We start from the raw sequence: 20363 nt of genomic DNA, 5'->3' as shown, positions 1-20363 counted from the left end.
TTAGTTAAAGGCTGCGTTATTTGTGTAGTCGCTTCGTTTACTCAGTTTCAGGTCCTGCAATATTGATGCCTTAACCTTTAGGGTTACGTTATATGATTTGTAGAAACCAAATGGCAGCCACTGTACTGATAAGTCCCAGCAATGCAGATCGCGATAGATAGCAAATGACGTGGCGCTGCTCAATTGCCTTGCCTTAATATCATAACTGCTGTTATATTGGATCTTCCACTTTTGAGTAAGGCTTACATCGCCGCTTACCATTATGGTGTTGCTTGTACTGCTGTTAATTACCTGGTTAGAGTACGAATAACTGTAGTTTATAGAGATGTTCCACGGGATGTTAAAATCGATATAGGCACCCGGGTCGCTATTGATCATTGCAAGCCTTTGCGCCTGGTTAGGATCCATGGTTTCGAGCGTATTTCCTACAGGCTGCACCGTTTTAGGCCTGAAAGTAGCCGGGTTTAACGCACCGCTTGCCGATAAGGTGAAGCTTTGTAATAAAGGGAACTTACCATCTTGCCAGCTGTAACGGTTTACCCTGCGGATATATTTTTGCACTTGGTTGCCAGAAATAGAATCGCGCACCTGGGTGGTATATGGGTCAAGTGAACCGCTAAAGTTGATATTGATCTTCTGGTTCAAGATAGCTGTGTGGCCCGAGAAGTTAATGTTTGCAAGTTTTAATGAATCGGCCGCGAAGTTGTAAAATGAAGAAAAGGTTAAACCTTGCAAAATAGGGATTTTCCTGGCAACACCGGATGTATCGGTGCTTTTAGGCTTAACCTTAGCTTCGATAGTGTTATCTAACGAGAAGCCTATGCCTGCTTGTTTACCAATACCCGGCCCGCCATAAACAGATTGCTCATATATAGAATAGCGTTGCGCGTAATAAGGATAGGGTACCGTTGCAGCGCTTACGGCCGTACGATAGTAACCATAACTCGGGTCACCAAAATCTGGCTGGTAGTTAAAGCTGATAGATGGTGTGGTTACGTGTCTTATAGCTATTAAATTCCCTTTTTTAAATGGAAGGGTACCATAAAGTTTTGTTGAAACACCCGCATTTAAGCTATACTGGTAGTTACGGGTAAAACCTTGTACGGTATCGGTAACGGGCAATACCTGCCCGGCAGTAGTACCCCTGTCAAACCTGCGGCGGATACTCTGCAAATACCAGCGTTCGGTGTAGTTGATACCGGTATTAAACTGGAAATATTTGAGAAACGTAGCGTTAAATGCTACGGGGATATTGTGTTGCAAACCATTTTGAAGGCGTTTCGTAAAGGTATTAGCTTTAAACAGCTCCGCTTCGGGTACCGCGTTTAGTTTGTTAGTACCTACCAAGCTGTAACCAACGGTTATGCGTTGATACCATTTTTGCTCACCCACACGGTCTTTAGAATCAAACGGACTAAGCGTAGCCATGTTAAAGCTAAATGTTGGCAACTCCAGCGTTACGGTTTTGGCGGTAAGGTCCTGGCTGTGGCCTAAACTCACGTTTAAATTAAAGGGCGTGCCTGCCCAAGTTTTACCATACGAGATACTCGAACGTAAGTTATTTTGCGTTAACTGGGTTAAGTTATAGTTGTTTTGGCCAGGGCTGTTACGGTAAAAGCTTGATGTACCCGCGTTAACCGACGCACTAAAGGTGGTACCGGGGTTAGCGTTAGGGTCTTGCGAGTGGGTCCACGCAATGTTAAAATCTTTTATGGCCGGATCACCGGAAAGGCCGTAATTGTGCGAACCGTAGCTCAATGTTAAACTACCGCCGTATTTGTATTTTTTAAGATAGCGGGCATTTGTGTTTATCTCGTACGATCCTTTTGAGTACAAGGTAGCCATTGTGGTAAGGTCGATATAATCGCTAAGGGCAAGGTAATAACCAATATTGCGCAGGTAAAACCCCAGTTTTTGGTCCTCACCAAAGGTTGGTAATATTAAACCGGATGTGCGCGAATCTGGCTTGGGGAAAAACCCGAACGGGATGCCCAAAGGCAATGGCACACCTGCTATCTCTAAATATGCCGGGCCGGATATAATGCGGTTTTTTTGGCCGATACCTTTTGTAATTACGATGCCAAAGTGTGTTTCGGGGTAAGGCAGATCGCAGGTGCTGAATATTACGTTACGGTATGCCACCTCGGTTTCGTTAAGGCGTTTTGCCTGCCCGCCCGATATAAAGTTCCCCTCCTGCTCAGACGCGGGGTTCCAGATCTTTCCTTTTTTGGATTTATAGTCAAATAATAACGAATCGGATGCCACAGGTTTTTCGGTGCCCGATTTGGAAAGTGGCCTGCCAATATATCGCCTGGTTTTTGAATCGATAGAACCGCGGGCAAATATCTGGTGCTTGTTTTCGTCAACACGAATGTAGTCGGCATCAAGCTCAAAATCCTCGTAAGTAACCCGTGCCCTGCCATACAGATATTTGATCTTGTGATCGTTATCAACAAAGGATGAATCTTCGGCTGTAGCTTTTACAATAGATTTTAGTCCCCCGGCACTTGGCGTGGTATCCCGTTTGGTATTTACCGAAGCTGTTTTGGGGGCGGTGAAATTACGGCCCTTTGTTTTGGTATTGTCAGCTTTAATGGTGCTCTTTGGCTGGATGATTTGGCGGCCGTTTACGATTTCGGGTTTTATAATTGTATCTTGGACAGCTGCCTGGCGGAAATCCGCATTTGCGGACGCTGCTATGCTACCCATTAATATTAGTAAAATTGTAAAAAAAGGCTTAACTAATTTCAAAATTGATTATGAATAGTATTTTTGCAGGTACAGTTAACAGCGTTCAAAGCTAATGAAAAATAAAATATTGAACAGGTTGAAAAGAACGATTTGTAGCATTGCTGCTTTATTAATTTGCTTCTCATTATTTTCATTCACCTCAAAAGATCTCGTAGAAAAAGACACCGTTGTAAACAGTTTTAAACTTAGAACGGTTATCATTGATGCAGGCCATGGCGTTAAGCCAACTAATGCCCCACCGGGTCATTATTCGCCTGGTGCAGGTGGCGCTTTTTCTAATGAAAGGAATGTAACGCTTGCCATTGCATTAAAATTGCAGAAAGCAATTGAAAAAGATTTGCCGGGTGTAAAAGGTGTTTTAACCCGCACAACGGAAGAGGATGTATCGTTTGAAAAGCGTGCCGAAATCGCCAATCAAAACAAGGGTAATTTGTTTATTTCTATCCACTGTAATTCACTGTCAGACAGGGTGGTTCGTGATCGTGTTGGCACCAGGCGCGGCAAGGCGGTTTACAAGTCGGTACGCGTGGCAGATCGTTCGGGTAAAGGGGTGTTGATGCTGGTATATGGTTTGCACCGATCGCGCGAGGAACAAAACGCCATTAAAAACAACCAGGTGGAGGATGAGTCTGGCATAGACGGCGGCGCTTTAGACCCTAACGACCCCATAGTAGTAATACTTACAGACGCATACATGCGTAAATTTCGTAAACAAAGTATAAAAATTGCAAACTTAATTAACGATGAGATTGTTGGGACAGACAACAGACGAAGCGAGGGGCTGCGTGAACAGGGTCTTTATGTGCTTTGCCACAGCGCAATGCCGTCTGTATTGGTTGAAACCGGCTATATAAATAACACCGAAGAAGAGGAATATTTAAACTCAGAAGAAGGTCAAAAAGAGATAGTTAACTCGATCGTAAGGGCAATTAGCAAGTACAAAACACAAATGGAACAAGTTACAATAAACTAAACACAGAAAATTAAATATACTTCGATATACCTTTATGAAAATATCAAACGAAACAAAAATTGGGGCGCTTACAGCTGTTGCCATCACCGTATTAATATTGGGCTACAGCTTTCTCCGCGGAAATGATGTTTTCTCATCGTCTAATAAATTTTATGCCATCTACCGCAGTGTAGAAGGCTTAACCGTTTCTAAACCTATATTGGTGAACGGTTTCCAAATAGGCCGCGTATCTAAAATGCAATTAGGCGGTGATGGCCGCACCACGGTTGAATTTAAAGTTGATAAACAATATAACATCCCAGATAATACCCTTGCTAAATTAGAAAGCACCGACCTTTTGGGTGGCAAGGCCATTGTATTTGAACTGGGTAATAGCATGAAATATGCCGAAACCCAGGATACGTTGCGTGCTGATATTCAAGGTAGCCTTGCAGAAAGCTTGCAACCTATTCAGAAAAAGGCCGAGGTTTTGATAACCAAGGTAGACTCTGCCCTGGGCTCTATCAACAAGATCATGAATCCTAATTTCCAAAAAAATGTGGACAGGAGTTTTGCCAGCATTGCAAACTCATTGCAAACTTTAGAGGGTACTACTAAAAAGATAGATGCAATTGTAGGCGCGCAAAGCAGCCATATCAACAGTATTATGGCTAATGCCGATGCTGCATCAAGTAATTTAAAAGTTAGTACAGGTAACCTTAACGGCATTTCTGCCAACTTTGAAAAGTTCAGCACCGATCTGGCCAATTCAAACATTAAGGGTACGCTGGAAAACGCAAACAAAGCCATGGGCGAACTGCAGACCACCGTTGGCAAGATTAACAGCGGCCAGGGTTCGTTAGGTTTATTAATGAATGATACTAAGATGTACGATAACTTAAACACGGCATCGGGCAACCTTAACAACCTGTTTATTGATATTAAGGCACACCCAAGCCGTTACGTAAACTTCTCGGTATTCGGTAAAAAGGGAAATTAGCTTAGGATACCCTTAAAATAAAATCAGCACGAACGCCGATTTTAGCTATCTTGGAATAGTTAAAATCGGCGTTTCTGTTTGCACGCAGCGCATCTCCGTCTCGTAACCAATTCTTTAACCAGCTGTTTATTTCACTAAAAGATTCAAATTTTTATATTTGATTATAGAAAGTATTTTAAACATAATAAATTAATCCTCAGTCACCTCAGCAATTTATATTAAGACTCCTAATAATGAAACTACGCTTTGCATTAATTTTTATATTATTATTTGCGTTAATTAATACGGCTTTATCTCAAAATTTTAAAAATCAGGAAGTTAAATTCCTTATTGATACTACCATTATCATCATGAAGAATAATGCAGTCAATGCTGCTAATGTTGACTGGTCTGTATTAAGAGAAAGTGCGCTGAATAAGGCTTCCAATTTAAATAGCCCTTATGAATTAGGAAAGGTTATGCGCGGGCTTTATAAATCTATTGGCGACTTTCATGGTGCTTTTTTTTACCGCGATAGTACATTCCAGTGGCATGGGAAAGACTTACCAGTATCAGATAGTGTGATGAAGGAATGGAACAAACGGTCTGGCATCAAAACTGACATACTGGATAAAGACATTGGGTATTTAAGAATCCCTTCTATGCCCGGAGGCGGAAAGGATGATTATGATAAGAAGGGCCAAGCCCTTAACGATAGCCTTTGCAAAATATTAACAGCCAACATCAAAGGAATTATTATTGACTTGAGAATAAACGGCGGTGGAGCTATGCATCCTATGATTATTGGCGTTGAACAACTATTGGGAAACAGAAAAGTTGGCTCATTTCTAAATAAACGAAAAGAAGACTGGGTTATAAAGGATAATAGTCTCTACATTGATACATCTTTATTGACCGCAATTAAGCCGAAGTGTAATGTTGAAGGTCAATCAATCCCGGTTGTATTATTGATTGGGCCGGGCACCGGAAGTTCCGGGGAGTTTTTGACAATGGCTTTTAAAGGCAGAAAGAATACAGTTTTTATCGGGACAGAGACAGCAGGTTATGTTACGGTCAACAGCGGCATCGCCATTAATAAATTTGCATTCATGAACCTCTCAATCGGATACGGCCAGGACAGAATTGGCAACTCTTACACTAATGCTATTCTACCAGATATTCGTTTAGAAGCACCCGAAAACTTCAATTCCTTAAAAAATGATACCAATGTTAAAGCTGCTATTAAATGGCTCAATGCTCATTGAGATTGCTGAGCAATAATCAGTTAATATATTGGAATAAATTCATGAAAGTTTATTCCTCTCTCAATTTCTTTTGGGTGTTATTCTGAATCTTATTCGCTAATAACAAACGTCTTCCCCTCAACAGCCAATTCTGTGTTTGGGAAAACGCTTTGCGCTTCTTCCAGCAACTCATTAAGCGTTTTGTAGCGGGCCGAGAAATGGCCAATGATGAGTTTTTCGGCATTTACCCGTAGCGCCACCTCCCCTGCCTGTAACGCAGTTGTGTGGTGGGTTTGGTTTGCCCTGTCTACCATGTCATGTAAAAAGGTAGCCTCGTGGTAAAGCAACGTTGCCGAGTTTATCTGCTGCAGGTATTTTTCCACGTAAAGGGTATCAGATACGTAGGCGTATGATCTTGGTTCCTGCGGGGCGGTGGTAAGCGTTTCGTTTTTGTAAACAGTGCCATCTGCCGCTGTAAAATCATTGCCTTTTTTAAGCGAACTGTATTCAGATACCGGAATATTCAAGTCCTCTATCTTTTCCTTGATAAGTTTGCGCAAACGTTTCTTTTGGCGGAACAGAAAGCCTGTGCAGGGGATCCGGTGATCGAGCGGAATGGTTTCTACAAAAATATCCTGGTTCTCTAAAATAGTACCTTTTTGTGTAGCATCGGTAAACACATACTCAAGAGGAAAATGCAGTTTAGTTTCAGAATATTTTAGCTGAAGGTCTATGATCTCTTTTAATGGCTCTGGGCAAAATAATTTAATTTCTTTTTTGCGCCCGTTAAGGTGCATAGATGAGAGCAGGCCCACCAAACCAAGATAATGGTCGCCATGCAGGTGGCTGATAAAAATATAATCTATGCGGCTGGCTTTAACATCAAAACGCAGCATTTGCTGCTGGGTACCCTCGGCGCAATCAACCAAATAAAGCTTTTCGTTTATGTTGAGTACCTGCGCTGTTGGGTTCCGGTTAAAAATGGGGGTTGCAGAGCTACTGCCCAGTATAGTAACTTCAAATTTCATACCGGGGGCGCGGGTTATTATCTAATTTCTCTTTTCAGTTCTTTCTCAATTTCTTCCATAAAAATAAGGTCGATACCTTCTTCGCAGGTAGGTACAATAGAAAGAACGTTATCCAATTGGGAGATGGTAATCAGGCGTGAAACCGCGTCATTCAATCCGCAAAGGATAAATGAACCAGTTGCGTTTTTACATAAGCGATGCCCCACCAATAAACTGCTTAAGCCAGATGAATCTGCAAATTTAACCTGCGAAAGATCAAGGATGATGTTCCTTTGGCCTTCGGTGTTGATCAATATCAGTTCAGATTTTAACTGAGGGGTGATCAAAGAGTTTAATTTTGTTTCGTTAAGCTTAATCAGAATATACTTCTCGTGCTTGTCAACGTGAAATTTCATTTTGTCGTAATTAAAAAGCTAAGATATAATTATTTTCTTTGTAATTGAAAAACTTAAATAGAGACTAATGCTCTATTGATCGCATTTTCTACCCGATTTAATACATCGGCAAGTTCGGGCTTTACAAAGGCTTCTCCTGTAATTTGCTCATAAAGTTCAATATACCGTTCAGATATCGAACTAACAATTCCTTCGGTCATCTCCGGCACTTGTTGTCCATCTTTCCCCTGGAAACCATTTTCGATAAGCCATTTCCTTACAAACTCTTTAGAAAGTTGTTTTTGCGCCTCGCCGCTTGCCTGCCTGTCGGCGTAGCCATCGCTGTAAAAGTACCTTGATGAATCGGGCGTATGGATCTCATCTATCAGGTAGATAGTATCGCCTACCTTACCAAACTCGTACTTGGTATCAACCAGTATCAGCCCTTGCTTCACCGCGATCTCCGTACCACGCTGAAATAGCTGGCGGGTATAATTTTCTAATTGCACATAATCCGCCTCACTTACAATTTCCTGTTTCAGGATCTCCCCGCGGGAGATATCTTCGTCGTGCCCAACAGCTGCTTTAGTGGTTGGGGTAATGATGGGCTCGGGCAACTTGTCGTTCTCTTTTAAACCATCGGCAAGGGCAACGCCACAAACCTGTTTACGGCCGGCAGCATACTCGCGGGCGGCATGGCCTGCAAGGTATCCGCGGATCACCATTTCTACCTTAAAGGGCTCGCAAATGCGGCCTATGGTAACAGATGGATCGGGTACGTTGATAACCCAGTTAGGGACAATATCTGATGTAGCCTGTAAAAACTTGGCGGCTATTTGGTTTAGTACTTGCCCCTTGTAAGGGATAGCCTCGGGAAGTACCACGTCGAACGCAGAAATGCGGTCAGTAACCACCATAACCAAGCATTTATCACCTATCGTATAAACATCGCGGACCTTACCTTTGTAATAATTGGTTTGCCCCTCAAAATTAAAATGTGTTTCTTTTATTGCGTCCATGTTTCAGTAGTGAGTATCAAGTATCAAGTACCTAAAACATCTTGATACTTGATACTAAATAAATACTTTATTGTATATCTCCGTAAGCTTCCAATATGCGTTTCACCAGTTTGTGGCGTACAACATCTTCCCCGCTCAGGTAAACAATTTCGATACCGCTTATATCGGTTAATATGCGCAGGGCGGTGTATAAGCCCGATTGCTGTTTTTTTGGTAAGTCTATCTGCGTAACGTCACCTGTTACGATGAATTTGGCTGATGGCCCCATACGGGTCAGGAACATCTTTAGCTGCATATCTGTAGCGTTTTGTGCCTCATCCAAAATTACAAAGCAATTATCGAGCGTACGGCCACGCATAAATGCCAGCGGCGCTATCTCGATGGTGCGGTTCTCCAGGTAAAGTTTCAGCTTTTCGGCCGGGATCATATCATCCAGCGCATCATATAAAGGGCGTAAGTATGGGTCGATCTTTTCCTTCAGGTCGCCCGGTAAAAAGCCCAGGTTCTCCCCTGCCTCAACAGCCGGGCGGGTAAGGATGATGCGCTTTATCTCTTTGTTTTTTAGCGCCCTTACTGCCAGCGCTACCGCGGTGTAAGTTTTGCCTGTGCCCGCAGGGCCAATGGCAAAAAGGATGTCGTTTTTGGCAAGGCTCTCTACCATGCGGTGCTGGTTTGGCGTGCGCGCACGTACCATGATACCGTTGGGGCCAAAAACCAATACTTCGCCGCTTGCAAATTTATCCGGTGTGCTCTCGCCGGGTGCTGCGGGTTTGGCCGTAGGCTTGCTGCCTAATATGCGCTCCACATCAATAACGGTAAGGCTCTCAAATTTTTCTACATGCTGTACCAGGTGGTCAAACTTCTCCTGGAAAACGTTTAGTTCGTTTTCATCACCCAAAACTTTAACATCGCTGCCACGTGCAACTATTTTAAGCTTAGGGAATTGCTTTTTAATGATCTCGAAATGGTCGTTGTTAGGGCCCCATAATACGGCGGGGCTAATCTGCTCAATTGTTAACTTTAGCTCGTTCAATAGGAATTGATTTTTGACAGTTTACGAATTTTTATGAATTAAAAATTGAATATTTGCACCTTTAATACTCTACAAGACTAGCAATAAATATTTACAAAATTAATGGCTATTATAACTTTAACTACTGACCTGGGCGATAAAGATATTTATCAGGCTGCCCTTAAAGGTAGTATTTATAAATTGCTCCCAACAGTAAATATTGTAGATATTACTAACAATGTTGCCGCCTTTAATGTGCAACAGGCCGCCTTTATTTTAAAGAACAGTTTTTACTATTTCCCGGATAATACCGTGCACCTGATAGGCATTGATACTGTGTACAATACGCAAACCCGCTACCTTGCCGTGCGGTACAAAACGCACTACTTTGTGGGGGCCGATAACGGCATCTTTTCGTTGATGTTTAATGATGAGCCGGATGAGATTGTGGAAATAGATATCATGCAGGACCTTAAGTTTCTGCATTTCCCGCTGGCGGATATTTTTGTGAAGGCCGCCTGCCATTTAGCAAACGGCGGTACCCTTGCGGAGATCGGCCTGCCGGTAAGCAGCGTAGAAAATAAAATGACCCTGCAACCCGTTATCGAAAAAAACCTGATCAAGGGCGCGGTGATCTATATCGACTCGTTCCAAAACGTGATCACCAACGTTACCAAAGAGTTTTTTAACCGCGTGCAGCAAGGCCGCCGTTTTGTGCTCTACTTTAAACGTAACGAAACTATTAATCATCTTAGCTGGCACTATAATGAAGTACCCGAAGGCGAAAAGCTTTGCCTCTTCGGTATCAGCGACCACCTGGAGATTGCCATTAACAAAGGCAACGCCAGCGGGCTTTTGGGCCTAAACCTTGGCGACAGCGTTATTATTGATTTTCAGTAAAATGACAGCGGTTTAAGCAGTACCTCTTGACGCTTGTCCTCATACTTGCGTCAATTTTAGCATTGCTGTTAACAAACGCGAAACAAAGGTGTAATTTAGCGGCTTTGTACATACAATAATATAGCACATATAAATGGCACGAGGCAGATTGAACAGTGGCAGCAAGGCAGAAGCAGAATTACCAAAAGCAAAATTAAACCTGGAGAGCGTTAGGCGCATCAGCAAACTTATCTCTTACATAAAACCATACCGGGGCAAATTCATCGCCGGGATGTTCTTCTTATTTATGTCGAGTTTAACCGGCCTTGCGTTCCCGTCATTATTGGGTGCTTTGATCGATGCCGCGCAGGGCAAACAGAAATATGCTTTTTTACCGCCCACCATCAACGCTATTGGCTTGCTGGCATTCTCTATTTTATTTGTACAGGCGTTTGTATCGTTCTTTAGGGTGGTTTGGTTTGTGCAGGTTGCCGAGAAAGCACTTGCTGATATCCGCCGCGATACCTACTTTAAGCTGATAACCCTTCCCATGAACTTCTTCGCTAACCGCAGGGTTGGTGAACTGAATAGCCGAATCTCTGCCGATCTATCGCAGATACAGGATACCATGACCACCACCTTTGCCGAAATGATAAGGCAACTGGTTATATTGGTTGGCGGCATTACCTTACTAACCATCGTATCCTTTAAACTGACGTTGGCTTTATTGTTGATGTTGCCCGTATTGGTTGTGGTAGCCGTATTCTTTGGCAAATTTATCCGTAACCTGTCAAGGCAGGCGCAGGATAAACTGGCGGAATCTAACACCATAATTGAAGAAACCCTGCAAGGTATTGCTAACGTAAAGGCTTTTGTGAACGAGGCTTTTGAAGCGGGTCGTTATAACAAAAACCTGCGCGAAGTGGTTAAGATAGCTGTAAAGGGTGCGGTGTTCCGTGGGATATTCGCATCATTTATCGTATTCTGTTTGTTTGGTTCTATAGTAGGTGTGATATGGTATGGTTCGATATTGGTTCACCGGCACGAGCTTTCTGTTGGTAGCTTAACCACCTTTATCTTATACTCTATTTTTGTGGGTGCTGCTATGGGTAGCTTCCCGGAACTTTACGCCAATCTGCAAAAGGCGGTTGGTGCCAGCGAACGAGTTTTAGAGATCCTTGATGAAAAAGGCGAAGATGTGTCTATCAATGCCGAAGATAATCTCATAAAACAAAAAATAAGCGGTAACCTGGCATTTAATAATGTGGTATTCGCCTACCCTTCCCGTTCAGAACTTACGGTGTTGAAAGATATTTCGGTTACCGCCAATGCGGGCCAAAAGGTTGCTATTGTTGGGCCAAGCGGTTCTGGTAAATCTACCATGGCGGCGCTGATACTGCAATTTTACCATCCGCAAAGCGGGAGCATTTATTTTGACGGTTTAGACGCCGAAGAGTATGCCTTGACCGATATCCGCAACCAGGTAGCTATTGTTCCGCAGGATGTATTGCTGTTTGGGGGTACTATTTTAGAGAACATTGCCTATGGTAAATTGGGTTCGGATAAGGACGAGATCATTTCGGCAGCCAAAAAAGCTAATGCAGATCAGTTTATTACGTCTTTCCCCGAAGGTTATGATACCCTTGTTGGCGAGCGCGGCGTAAAACTATCCGGCGGACAGCGCCAGCGCATCGCTATTGCGCGCGCCTTGCTTAAAAACCCGGCTATATTGATCCTGGATGAAGCAACTTCGTCGCTCGATTCGGAATCTGAACGTTTGGTGCAGGAGGCGTTAGAAGTGCTGATGAAAGGCCGTACGTCTATCATCATCGCCCACCGCTTATCAACCATCCGTGAGGCAGATAAGATCATCGTGCTGGAGAAGGGCAACATCATCGAAACGGGTAACCATCAGGAACTGATAGCTAATGAACAAGGCCTGTATCGATATTTAAGCCAGTTGCAATTCGAGACCGCGCAGAGCTAAATTAGTGCTGTCTCAGGGTGTCCCACGGTGTACCGTTTTTTAATTAGTGAGACACCCTTCTAAAAATACATAGTTTTCTAACTTACAGGTATTTATGTATTTTATTTAAAAATTAAATTTAAATATTTAAAAAATCAGCTGTTTTGTAACTAGCTGATTGTTATAATGTTAAATAAATATTGTGTAGTGTCTCACAAAGTGGGACACCTTAAAAAGATGAACTCGCTTTCGCCTTTAAAACCAACTTTTAATCGTTATTATTGCATTAGGCCCAACACCCCTGTTAGTGGCCTGCGAACTATATAAATGAAACTAACTATACACGGCGCTGCCCGCCAGGTTACGGGTAGCATGCACCTGCTGCAGGTAGGTCAATATAAAATACTGGTAGATTGCGGGCTGGATTACGAGAAAGACCATAACGTAATGGTGAACGAAGATTTTGGTTTCCGCCCCGAAGAGATCGACGTAGTGATCCTTACCCATGCCCATATCGACCACTCGGGCAACCTGCCTACGCTTGTGCGCTTAGGCTTTAACGGCCAAATCCTTTGCACCCCACCAACTGCCGACCTTACCGAACTGTTGTTATTTGATTCAGTAAACATATTTTTAGCTAAGGCACAAAAAGGCCGCAGTCGTGGCCGCAAGCATAAACATAGCAGCGCCGGCCCTCAGCCTCTCTACCTGCAAAAACACGTAATGGATACAGTTGAACGCTTTGTAACCATTGGGTATAACAAACCGTTCCGCATTACCGGCGATATCGAACTGACCTTTATACCCGCCGGCCACCTGCTTGGTGCTGCTGCTGCGGTGCTTAAAATAAATGATAACGGCGAAGAAAAATCAATCGCCTTTACCGGCGATATTGGCCGCAAGAACTACCCGGTGCTAAACGACCCCGACCCGCTGCCACCTGTGGATTATATCGTATCCGAATCTACCTACGGTGGCAGGATGCACACCAAGGGCAAATCGGTTCAGGAAACACTGATAGAAACCATTGAGAAAGTTTGTGTGGTTGAGCAAGGGCGGTTAATTATTCCCGCATTCAGCATTGGCCGTACGCAGTCGTTGGTTTTTGCGCTCAACAAGATCTTCAACGCGGGTTTGCTCCCTCCTGTTAAGGTTTTTGTGGATAGCCCAATGGCTACCCGTGCTACCAGTCTTTACCGCAAACACCATAACCTGGTAAATGCCGAAGCGCAGGAGTTTTACAACAAACAAGGCGACGAGTTCGAGTTTGAGCACCTCACCTATGTAGAAACCCTGAAGGATAGCCGCCAGGTATCTAATTATTACGAGCCTTGTATTATCATCTCCTCGGCAGGTATGCTGGAGGGTGGCCGAATCCAGGATCACCTTTTTTATAATATCCAAAATTACTACTGTACCATTCTTTTTATAGGTTATTGTGCCAAAGGAACATTAGGTTTCCGCTTGTTGCGTGGCGACCCTATCGTCCATATTAAAGACCGCGACCTATCCGTTTACGCCACCATCAAACAAACTGACGTACTAAGCGCCCACGGCGATCACGAAGACCTGGTGAACAACATTAAGTCGCAAGCTCCAAACAAGCTTAAAGGCGTTTATTTGGTACATGGCGAGGCCACCAGCATGCAAGCCATGGCTGATGCATTGGAGGTTGACGGGTACAAGGTTACGATACCGGAGAAGGGCGTGAGTTACGAGTTGTAGGTAAATCCACGGTCATTTAAATCACACGCGGTGAAAATTCCTCTTACACATTCCCCCAACCATGCGCAAGCACGTCGGCAATATGGATGGTTTTAATGGGCAAGTTGTTTTTATCGATATAGCCTTGTAGGTGCAGCAGGCAGGATGCATCGGTAGAGATGATGTATTCGGCGCCGGCGGCAAGGGCGTTGTCTACTTTTTGCTGGGCCATGGCGGTGGCAATGCCATCAAACTTAACGGCAAAGGTGCCGCCGAACCCGCAACAGGTTTCGTTATCCTTCAGGTCTACAAGTTCCAGGCCTAATACCTTGGAAAGCAATTGGCGCGGCTCGTCCTTTATTTTGCATTCGCGCAGGCCCGCACAGCTATCGTGGTAAACGGCGCGGCCTTCCAGTTCGGCGCCAAAGTAATCAACGTTTAGGATGTTTACCAAAAAATCGCTCAGCTCGTAAATATTGCTTTGGATATTGCGGCATTTATTGTGCAATGCCGTATTGGTGAACAGATCGTTGTAATAGTTGCGCACCATACCGGTACACGATGCAGATGGCGAAACGATGATACTATCCTCATGAAAATCATTCAGGAATTTGCTGCCAACGGCTTTGGCGTCGTCCCAAAAACCGGCGTTGAAAGCGGGTTGGCCACAACAGGTTTGTTCGGAGTTATAATTTACCTTACAGCCTGCCTTTTCGAGCACCTTAACGGTATTAAAAGCGGTGGCTGGGTACAACTGATCTATAAAACACGGGATAAATAACTCAATTGTCATCTGTACGGGTAAATATTAACGGCCACTAAATTCAGCATTTTTCTTGATCTTATTCTCCGCACCCAGCAAAGAAAACAGCAGGAACAAACCGATAACAAAGAATATGCCCAATACAAGGGTTGAGTTACGCATGCTACCAGTCCACTCCTCAATAAAGCCAAAACTGAATAAACCGCCTACAATGGCCAGCTTTTCGGTAACGTCATAAAAGCTAAAAAATGAGGCTGTATCCGGGATATTCTGAGGTAAATATTTAGAATAAGTAGAGCGCGAAAGCGACTGGATCCCGCCCATTACCAAACCTACAAATACGGCTACGATGTAAAAATGCGCGGCAGTTCTTGTAAAGTACGCGGCGATACAAATGCCTATCCAAAGGAACACCACAAATATCAGTACCCGTACGTTGCCGTATTTATTAGATAGGCGCGACATTAGCGTAGCCCCTGCAATGGCAACAATTTGGATGATAAGAATAATTTTGATCAGGTCTTCGGTTGGCATGCCCAATTCTTTAGCGGCAAAACTGGTAGCTACCAGCATAATGGTTTGCACACCCATCGAATAGAAAAAGAAAGACGGCAAAAACCTTTTTAACAGCGGCATGCCCTTTACTTTAACCCAAACGTTCCCCAATTCTACAAACCCTCCCTTAATAATATTTTGGTGCTGCGATTTACCGTTCGGGCTGCCTTTTGGCAAAATATAGAAAGGGATCAAAGCAAAACCTATCCACCAGATACCTACTAACAGAAATGATAAGCGCGAGGCCGAGCCTTTTGTAAGGCCAAAGGTATCGGGCATTAAAATGAATACAAAGCAAATAAGCTGGAGCAAAACGCTGCCGATATAGCCATATGTAAAGCCTTTGGCGCTTACTTTATCCTGCATATCAAGCGTGGCTATCTGAGGCAGGTATGAATTGTAGAATACGAAGCCACCCGCATAGCCAATGGCAGCTATGGCAAAGGCCACAATGCCCCATTCGATGTTATGCTCGTCCACAAAAAATAAGCTACAGCAAGCAAGCGAGCCAATTGCTGTGAAAAATTGCATGAACGTTTTTTTGTTACCGCGGTAATCTGCAATGGAACTGAGGATAGGGAGCAAGAATACCATCACGAGATAGGCAGCCGCAAGGGCATAGTCCTGCAAAGCCGTGTTAATAACGCTAAAACCAAAAAAGTTTACTCGATTGCCGTTTGCGGCGTTTGCGGTGATAGCAATGTAATAAGCCGGGAAAACGGTTGTGGTGATCACCAGGTTGTAAGCCGAATTTGCCCAATCAAACATGGCCCACGCCCGGATAGTTCTGTCGTTATTTTTTTCTTCCATTGCACACTAAAAGTATGCAATTTTTGGAGTTTAAGAAATATTTGAAAAAAAGCGACAGTGTACCCTACCCCAAAGCAAACTCAACCGCCGCTGCAGAGTGGATCTGCGTGGTATCAAACTGCATTACGTCAGTGTCTTCGGGTTTTATCAGTAATGGTATTTCCGTACAGCCTAAAATAACGGCTTGCGCGCCCTGTTGTACCAGTCCGTCAATTATTTGCAGGTAACGGGTTTTGGTTTCAGGCAGTAAAATACCTTTGCCCAATTCTTCCATCAGGGTTTGGTGAATAAAGTCGCGGTCGGTTTGGTTGGGTAGCAATGGTTCTATACCTGCTGCTGTAAGTTTATCGGTAAAAAAAGTCCGCTCCATAGTAAACTTAGTACCCAATAAAGCAACCTTGGTTAAGTAATGTGCGTTAATAACCTTAGCGGTTGCGGTCGCGATGTTAATTACGGGCAGGCCAATACTTTGCTCTACTTCATCAGCCACCAAATGCAGCGTATTTGCACAAAGGATGATGCCCTCGGCCCCTGCGTTTTTTAAACCTATCCCGGCATCTATGATCATTTGGGTGGTTCTGTCCCATCTTTCTTCCGCGTGGTTTTTAGCAATATCGGCATAATTGAACGAGTGCAACAGCAATTGAGCGGCGTTTACACCACCCAGTTTATCATTCACGCCCAGGTTAATAAAACGGTAATAATCGATAGTTGATACCCAGCTGGTGCCGCCAATAAGCCCTAAAGTTTTCATGCGGTAAAACTATCATAAATCAGTCGGGTTAGCTATAAAGCACAACAAATCCGCTATTTTTTACATTCGGCTTACGCTGGTGGTAAATGTTTCGCAATCGTTGCCCTACAAAGCCTAAGCATTTCGTACCTTAGCAACAAACAATAATAAATGTCAAAAAAGAATAAAAATAACGCTACCATAGACCAGGTGCTCACGCAGATGGTGCTGGATATATTTGAACAAAACGGCAATACGCCGCTAAACCATAAACAAGTTTCTGCCAAGCTAAACGTACGCGACCCTGATGCCCGCGGCGTTATCCTGGATGTATTGAAGAACGAAGCCTTTAAAGGTGTAATGAAAGAAATATTGCCCGGCAAATTTCAACTGCTGGAGCTAAAGACCTTTGTTGAAGGCAAGGTTGATCTAACCAATGACGGCTCGGCATTCATCGTTACCGACGACCCCAGTGAAACCGATATTTTTGTAGCCCCACGTAAATTGCGCAACGCCCTAAACGGCGACCGTGTTAAAGTTTATGTGTATGCTAAAAGCCGCGGCAAACGCCAGGAAGGCGAAGTGATAGAGATATTGCAGCGCCATAAAATGGAGTTTACCGGTGTGGTAAAATTATCTGAACGTTTCGCGTTCTTCATTCCCGATGATCGTAAAATGATGCACGATATCTTTATCCCCATCAGCGATTTGAACGGGGCAAAGAACGGGATTAAAGCTGTAGCCGAAATTACCGACTGGCCTGCCGGCGCTAAAAACCCGATAGGCCGCATCAAACATATTTTGGGCGAACAGGGCGAGAACGATACGGAGATGAACGCCATCCTGGCTGAGTACGGGTTTCCCCTATCTTTCCCTGCCGAGGTTGAACGCGATGCCGAAGAGATCCCAAGCGAGATAAGCGCCGAAGAGGTTGCTAAACGCCGAGATTTCCGCGATGTGCTAACGTTCACCATCGACCCATTTGATGCCAAGGATTTTGATGATGCCTTATCATTCAAAAAACTGGATAATGGCAATTACGAAGTTGGTGTGCACATTGCCGATGTATCGCACTACATCATCCCCGATTCGGCCCTGGATAAGGAAGCTTACGAGCGCGGGACATCCGTTTACCTGGTAGACAGGGTTATCCCGATGCTGCCGGAAAGGTTATCGAACGGGCTGTGCTCCCTTCGCCCGCATGAGGATAAGCTTTGTCTTGCCGCTGTGTTTGAACTGGACGAAGACGCCAATATCCAAACGGAATGGTATGGCAAAACTGTTATCCATTCAGACAGGCGCTTTACCTACGAAGAAGTACAGGACGTTATAGAGACAAAAACCGGTGATTACGTTGAAGAAATAGAAAAACTGAACGCCCTTGCCTACAAACTGCGCGAACGCAAGTTTAAAGCAGGAGCCATCAGCTTTGAAACCACCGAGGTTAAATTCAAGCTGGATGAAACCGGCAAGCCTATCGGCGTTTATGTAAAAGAGCGCAAGGATGCACATAAACTGATCGAAGACTTTATGCTTTTAGCGAACCGAAAGGTTGCCGAGCATGTAAGCAAAATGGGTAAAGGCAAGCATAAATACACTTTTGTTTACCGTGTGCACGATACGCCAAAACCCGATGCGCTGGCCAACTTCGCGCAGTTTGCAGCAAGGTTCGGTTATAAGATCAACACTAAATCTGACAAAGAAACCGCCCGTTCCCTAAACTTTTTAATGGAGGATGTGGAAGGCAAAAAAGAGCAAAATGTACTTACCCAGCTGGCTATCCGCTCTATGGCTAAGGCAATATATACCACCAAAAGCAGCAGCCATTACGGTTTGGCTTTTGACCATTATACGCACTTTACCTCACCTATCCGCCGATACCCGGATGTAATGGTGCACCGCCTTTTACAGCATTACCTTGCCGGCGGCCAAAGTGTTAACGCAGACCATTACGAGGAGCTTTGCAAGCACAGTTCGCAAATGGAGAAAAAGGCTGCCGATGCCGAACGTTCATCTGTTAAATACAAACAGGCCGAGTACTTGAAAGACCAGGTGGGCAATGTATTCACCGGGATCATCTCGGGTGTTACCGAATGGGGGATGTATGTAGAGATAGTGCAGAACAAGTGTGAGGGCATGATTCGCCTGCGCGACATTAGCGACGATTTTTACACTTTAGATGAGAAGAACTACGCCATCATCGGTCAGCGTAAAAAGAAAACCTACCAACTTGGCGATGAGGTGCAGATACGCGTGAAGAACGTAGACCTTACCAAAAAACAGATAGACTTTAGTTTAGTAAATAATTAATATGTGATTGGTGCGGGATATAAATGCGGGGTGCGTTTAATCCGTTCTTCGCTCCTCTAATCCCGCACTTACACACTCAAACACATGAGAAAACTTGAAGACCTGCAGTCGCTGATTGCAAGCTCGGTAGCCGAACTAAAATACCCGGAGTACCCGGCGGAATTATATGAACCTATAAAGTACATACTGGCACTGGGTGGCAAACGTATGCGCCCCGCCCTGTTGCTTATGGCTTGCGATCTGTTTGGTGGCGATGTGGAAGCCGCCCTGCCCCCCGCTTTGGCTATAGAGGTGTTTCACAACTTCACGCTGATGCATGATGATATTATGGATAACGCCCCCAAACGCCGCGGTAAAACCACCGTGCACGAAAAGTGGAACAACAACGTGGCTATCCTATCGGGCGATGTAATGTTGATAGAGGGTTATAAACTGATGATGCAGGTGCGAGATAATATTTTGCGTACCGTACTGGATGTTTTTAACGATACCGCTGTAGGCGTTTGCGAAGGCCAGCAGCTGGATATGACCTTTGAGACCAGTAACAATATCAGCATCGAAGAATATATCAATATGATCCGCCTTAAAACCGCTGTGGTGCTCGGTGGCGCTTTAAAGATAGGCGCGCTTATTGGCGAGGCAGATATAAAAGATGCCGACCTGCTTTGCAAGTTCGGCGAATACCTGGGCATAGCGTTCCAGTTACAGGATGATATTTTGGATGTGTATGGTAACCCGGAAAAATTTGGCAAACAGGTTGGCGGCGACATCATCTCCAACAAAAAAACCTACCTGCTTATTAAAGCGCTTGAACTGGTTAAAGGTACCGATGCCGAAGAACTGGCTCGCTGGATAACTTTTACTACTTTTAACGCTCCCGAAAAAGTAGCTGCCATTACCAAAATTTACAACAGCGTTAACATTCGCCAACATGCCGAAACCGAAATGCAAGCCTACGCCGAAAAAGCTTTTACGGCCTTAGACCAAATAAACCTACCCGAAGAAAACAAACAATACCTCCGCGATTTTGCAGATGGGTTGTTGGTGAGGGAATATTAATCATAGCAATGAAAAAGTTATTATTTACTGTTTTATGTATTGGCGCTTTTTTAGGCGTTAAAGCGCAAACCTCGCCCGAACCACTGCCGATTGTCGAATTTGCGACTGATGCACCACCTAAAATTGATACCTCTGAGCGGGTCCATTTTTTTGTTGGGGGGCGAAAAACGGCTAACGGCCTATCTTAAAAAAAATACACGTAAGCTTATTGATGATCATACCCAC

The 20363-nt window shown here is 44.2% G+C and carries 17 protein-coding genes; 9 read left to right on the top strand and 8 right to left on the bottom strand.

Annotation, left to right across the window (positions count from 1 at the left end):
• Positions 1–2709 (bottom strand): putative LPS assembly protein LptD, encoded by a 2709-nt coding sequence (locus tag ABIB39_RS12535; RefSeq protein ID WP_354430479.1) that lies wholly within the window; start codon positions 2707–2709, stop codon positions 1–3.
• A 94-nt stretch (positions 2710–2803) separates the two neighbouring features.
• Between ABIB39_RS12535 and ABIB39_RS12530 the strand changes: the two genes are divergently transcribed.
• The 3 genes from ABIB39_RS12530 (at position 2804) to ABIB39_RS12520 (ending at position 5947) form a co-directional block, all read left to right on the top strand.
• On the top strand, positions 2804–3724 hold the full coding sequence (locus ABIB39_RS12530) for an N-acetylmuramoyl-L-alanine amidase family protein (protein WP_354430477.1): 921 nt from the start codon (positions 2804–2806) through the stop codon (positions 3722–3724).
• A gap of 34 nt (positions 3725–3758) precedes the next feature.
• On the top strand, positions 3759–4703 hold the full coding sequence (locus ABIB39_RS12525) for an MlaD family protein (RefSeq protein WP_354430475.1): 945 nt from the start codon (positions 3759–3761) through the stop codon (positions 4701–4703).
• 233 nt (positions 4704–4936) lie between these two features.
• A complete protein-coding gene (locus ABIB39_RS12520; RefSeq protein WP_354430473.1) occupies positions 4937–5947 on the top strand; it encodes a S41 family peptidase in 1011 nt (336 codons plus the stop codon).
• 89 nt (positions 5948–6036) lie between these two features.
• Here ABIB39_RS12520 and ABIB39_RS12515 read toward each other — a convergent pair whose 3' ends face one another.
• The 4 genes from ABIB39_RS12515 to ABIB39_RS12500 all read right to left on the bottom strand — a co-directional run bounded on the left by ABIB39_RS12515 (position 6037) and on the right by ABIB39_RS12500 (position 9380).
• Positions 6037–6954 (bottom strand): ribonuclease Z, encoded by a 918-nt coding sequence (locus ABIB39_RS12515; protein WP_354430471.1) that lies wholly within the window; start codon positions 6952–6954, stop codon positions 6037–6039.
• Positions 6955–6971: 17 nt separating this feature from the next.
• Positions 6972–7349, bottom strand: a complete 378-nt coding sequence (locus ABIB39_RS12510; RefSeq protein ID WP_354430469.1) for an STAS domain-containing protein — start codon at positions 7347–7349, stop codon at positions 6972–6974.
• A gap of 53 nt (positions 7350–7402) precedes the next feature.
• A complete protein-coding gene (locus tag ABIB39_RS12505) occupies positions 7403–8347 on the bottom strand; it encodes a phosphoribosylaminoimidazolesuccinocarboxamide synthase (protein WP_354430467.1) in 945 nt (314 codons plus the stop codon).
• 67 nt (positions 8348–8414) lie between these two features.
• Entirely contained in the window at positions 8415–9380 is a 966-nt protein-coding gene (locus tag ABIB39_RS12500; RefSeq protein ID WP_354430465.1) for a PhoH family protein, read from the bottom strand.
• Between the two features lie 102 nt (positions 9381–9482).
• Here ABIB39_RS12500 and ABIB39_RS12495 point away from each other — a divergent pair, with 102 nt between their 5' ends.
• The 3 genes from ABIB39_RS12495 (at position 9483) to ABIB39_RS12485 (ending at position 13929) form a co-directional block, all read left to right on the top strand.
• Positions 9483–10259, top strand: a complete 777-nt coding sequence (locus tag ABIB39_RS12495; protein ID WP_354430463.1) for an SAM hydrolase/SAM-dependent halogenase family protein — start codon at positions 9483–9485, stop codon at positions 10257–10259.
• Between the two features lie 133 nt (positions 10260–10392).
• Positions 10393–12225, top strand: coding sequence for an ABC transporter ATP-binding protein (locus tag ABIB39_RS12490; protein ID WP_354430461.1), 1833 nt, complete (start codon positions 10393–10395; stop codon positions 12223–12225).
• A 306-nt stretch (positions 12226–12531) separates the two neighbouring features.
• Entirely contained in the window at positions 12532–13929 is a 1398-nt protein-coding gene (locus tag ABIB39_RS12485) for an MBL fold metallo-hydrolase (RefSeq protein ID WP_354430459.1), read from the top strand.
• A gap of 43 nt (positions 13930–13972) precedes the next feature.
• Here the strand turns inward: ABIB39_RS12485 and ABIB39_RS12480 are convergent, their stop codons facing one another.
• The 3 genes from ABIB39_RS12480 to ABIB39_RS12470 all read right to left on the bottom strand — a co-directional run bounded on the left by ABIB39_RS12480 (position 13973) and on the right by ABIB39_RS12470 (position 16790).
• Positions 13973–14701 carry a (Fe-S)-binding protein gene (locus tag ABIB39_RS12480; RefSeq protein WP_354430457.1) on the bottom strand — a complete coding sequence of 243 codons (729 nt, stop codon included), beginning with the start codon at positions 14699–14701 and terminating at the stop codon, positions 13973–13975.
• Between the two features lie 15 nt (positions 14702–14716).
• The gene (locus ABIB39_RS12475; RefSeq protein WP_354430455.1) at positions 14717–16036 is read right to left on the bottom strand and encodes an MFS transporter; all 1320 of its coding nucleotides are present in this window, start codon (positions 16034–16036) and stop codon (positions 14717–14719) included.
• A 64-nt stretch (positions 16037–16100) separates the two neighbouring features.
• On the bottom strand, positions 16101–16790 hold the full coding sequence (locus tag ABIB39_RS12470) for an aspartate/glutamate racemase family protein (RefSeq protein ID WP_354430453.1): 690 nt from the start codon (positions 16788–16790) through the stop codon (positions 16101–16103).
• 150 nt (positions 16791–16940) lie between these two features.
• Between ABIB39_RS12470 and rnr the strand changes: the two genes are divergently transcribed.
• From rnr to ABIB39_RS12455, 3 genes are all read left to right on the top strand, one after another.
• A complete protein-coding gene (rnr, locus tag ABIB39_RS12465; protein ID WP_354430451.1) occupies positions 16941–19079 on the top strand; it encodes a ribonuclease R in 2139 nt (712 codons plus the stop codon).
• Positions 19080–19163: 84 nt separating this feature from the next.
• Positions 19164–20138 carry a polyprenyl synthetase family protein gene (locus ABIB39_RS12460; protein ID WP_354430449.1) on the top strand — a complete coding sequence of 325 codons (975 nt, stop codon included), beginning with the start codon at positions 19164–19166 and terminating at the stop codon, positions 20136–20138.
• Between the two features lie 8 nt (positions 20139–20146).
• Positions 20147–20326, top strand: a complete 180-nt coding sequence (locus tag ABIB39_RS12455; RefSeq protein WP_354430447.1) for a hypothetical protein — start codon at positions 20147–20149, stop codon at positions 20324–20326.
• Positions 20327–20363: the final 37 nt, after the last annotated feature.

Origin of the sequence: Mucilaginibacter sp. UYP27, assembly GCF_040547175.1 — a bacterium.
Taxonomy (GTDB): Bacteria; Bacteroidota; Bacteroidia; order Sphingobacteriales; family Sphingobacteriaceae; genus Mucilaginibacter.
The sequence above is the reverse complement of the archived record's forward strand: the minus strand, read 5'-3'. Positions and strand labels throughout refer to the sequence as shown.

Coding starts and splice junctions, on each gene's coding strand:
- ABIB39_RS12495 (WP_354430463.1), top strand. CDS start 9,483: ATGGCTATTATAACTTTAACTACTGACCTGGGCGATAAAGATATTTAT.
- ABIB39_RS12460 (WP_354430449.1), top strand. CDS start 19,164: ATGAGAAAACTTGAAGACCTGCAGTCGCTGATTGCAAGCTCGGTAGCC.
- ABIB39_RS12470 (WP_354430453.1), bottom strand. CDS start 16,790: ATGAAAACTTTAGGGCTTATTGGCGGCACCAGCTGGGTATCAACTATC.
- ABIB39_RS12535 (WP_354430479.1), bottom strand. CDS start 2,709: ATGGGTAGCATAGCAGCGTCCGCAAATGCGGATTTCCGCCAGGCAGCT.
- ABIB39_RS12510 (WP_354430469.1), bottom strand. CDS start 7,349: ATGAAATTTCACGTTGACAAGCACGAGAAGTATATTCTGATTAAGCTT.
- ABIB39_RS12455 (WP_354430447.1), top strand. CDS start 20,147: ATGAAAAAGTTATTATTTACTGTTTTATGTATTGGCGCTTTTTTAGGC.
- ABIB39_RS12505 (WP_354430467.1), bottom strand. CDS start 8,347: ATGGACGCAATAAAAGAAACACATTTTAATTTTGAGGGGCAAACCAAT.
- ABIB39_RS12480 (WP_354430457.1), bottom strand. CDS start 14,701: ATGACAATTGAGTTATTTATCCCGTGTTTTATAGATCAGTTGTACCCA.
- rnr (WP_354430451.1), top strand. CDS start 16,941: ATGTCAAAAAAGAATAAAAATAACGCTACCATAGACCAGGTGCTCACG.
- ABIB39_RS12520 (WP_354430473.1), top strand. CDS start 4,937: ATGAAACTACGCTTTGCATTAATTTTTATATTATTATTTGCGTTAATT.
- ABIB39_RS12515 (WP_354430471.1), bottom strand. CDS start 6,954: ATGAAATTTGAAGTTACTATACTGGGCAGTAGCTCTGCAACCCCCATT.
- ABIB39_RS12490 (WP_354430461.1), top strand. CDS start 10,393: ATGGCACGAGGCAGATTGAACAGTGGCAGCAAGGCAGAAGCAGAATTA.
- ABIB39_RS12525 (WP_354430475.1), top strand. CDS start 3,759: ATGAAAATATCAAACGAAACAAAAATTGGGGCGCTTACAGCTGTTGCC.
- ABIB39_RS12475 (WP_354430455.1), bottom strand. CDS start 16,036: ATGGAAGAAAAAAATAACGACAGAACTATCCGGGCGTGGGCCATGTTT.
- ABIB39_RS12530 (WP_354430477.1), top strand. CDS start 2,804: ATGAAAAATAAAATATTGAACAGGTTGAAAAGAACGATTTGTAGCATT.
- ABIB39_RS12485 (WP_354430459.1), top strand. CDS start 12,532: ATGAAACTAACTATACACGGCGCTGCCCGCCAGGTTACGGGTAGCATG.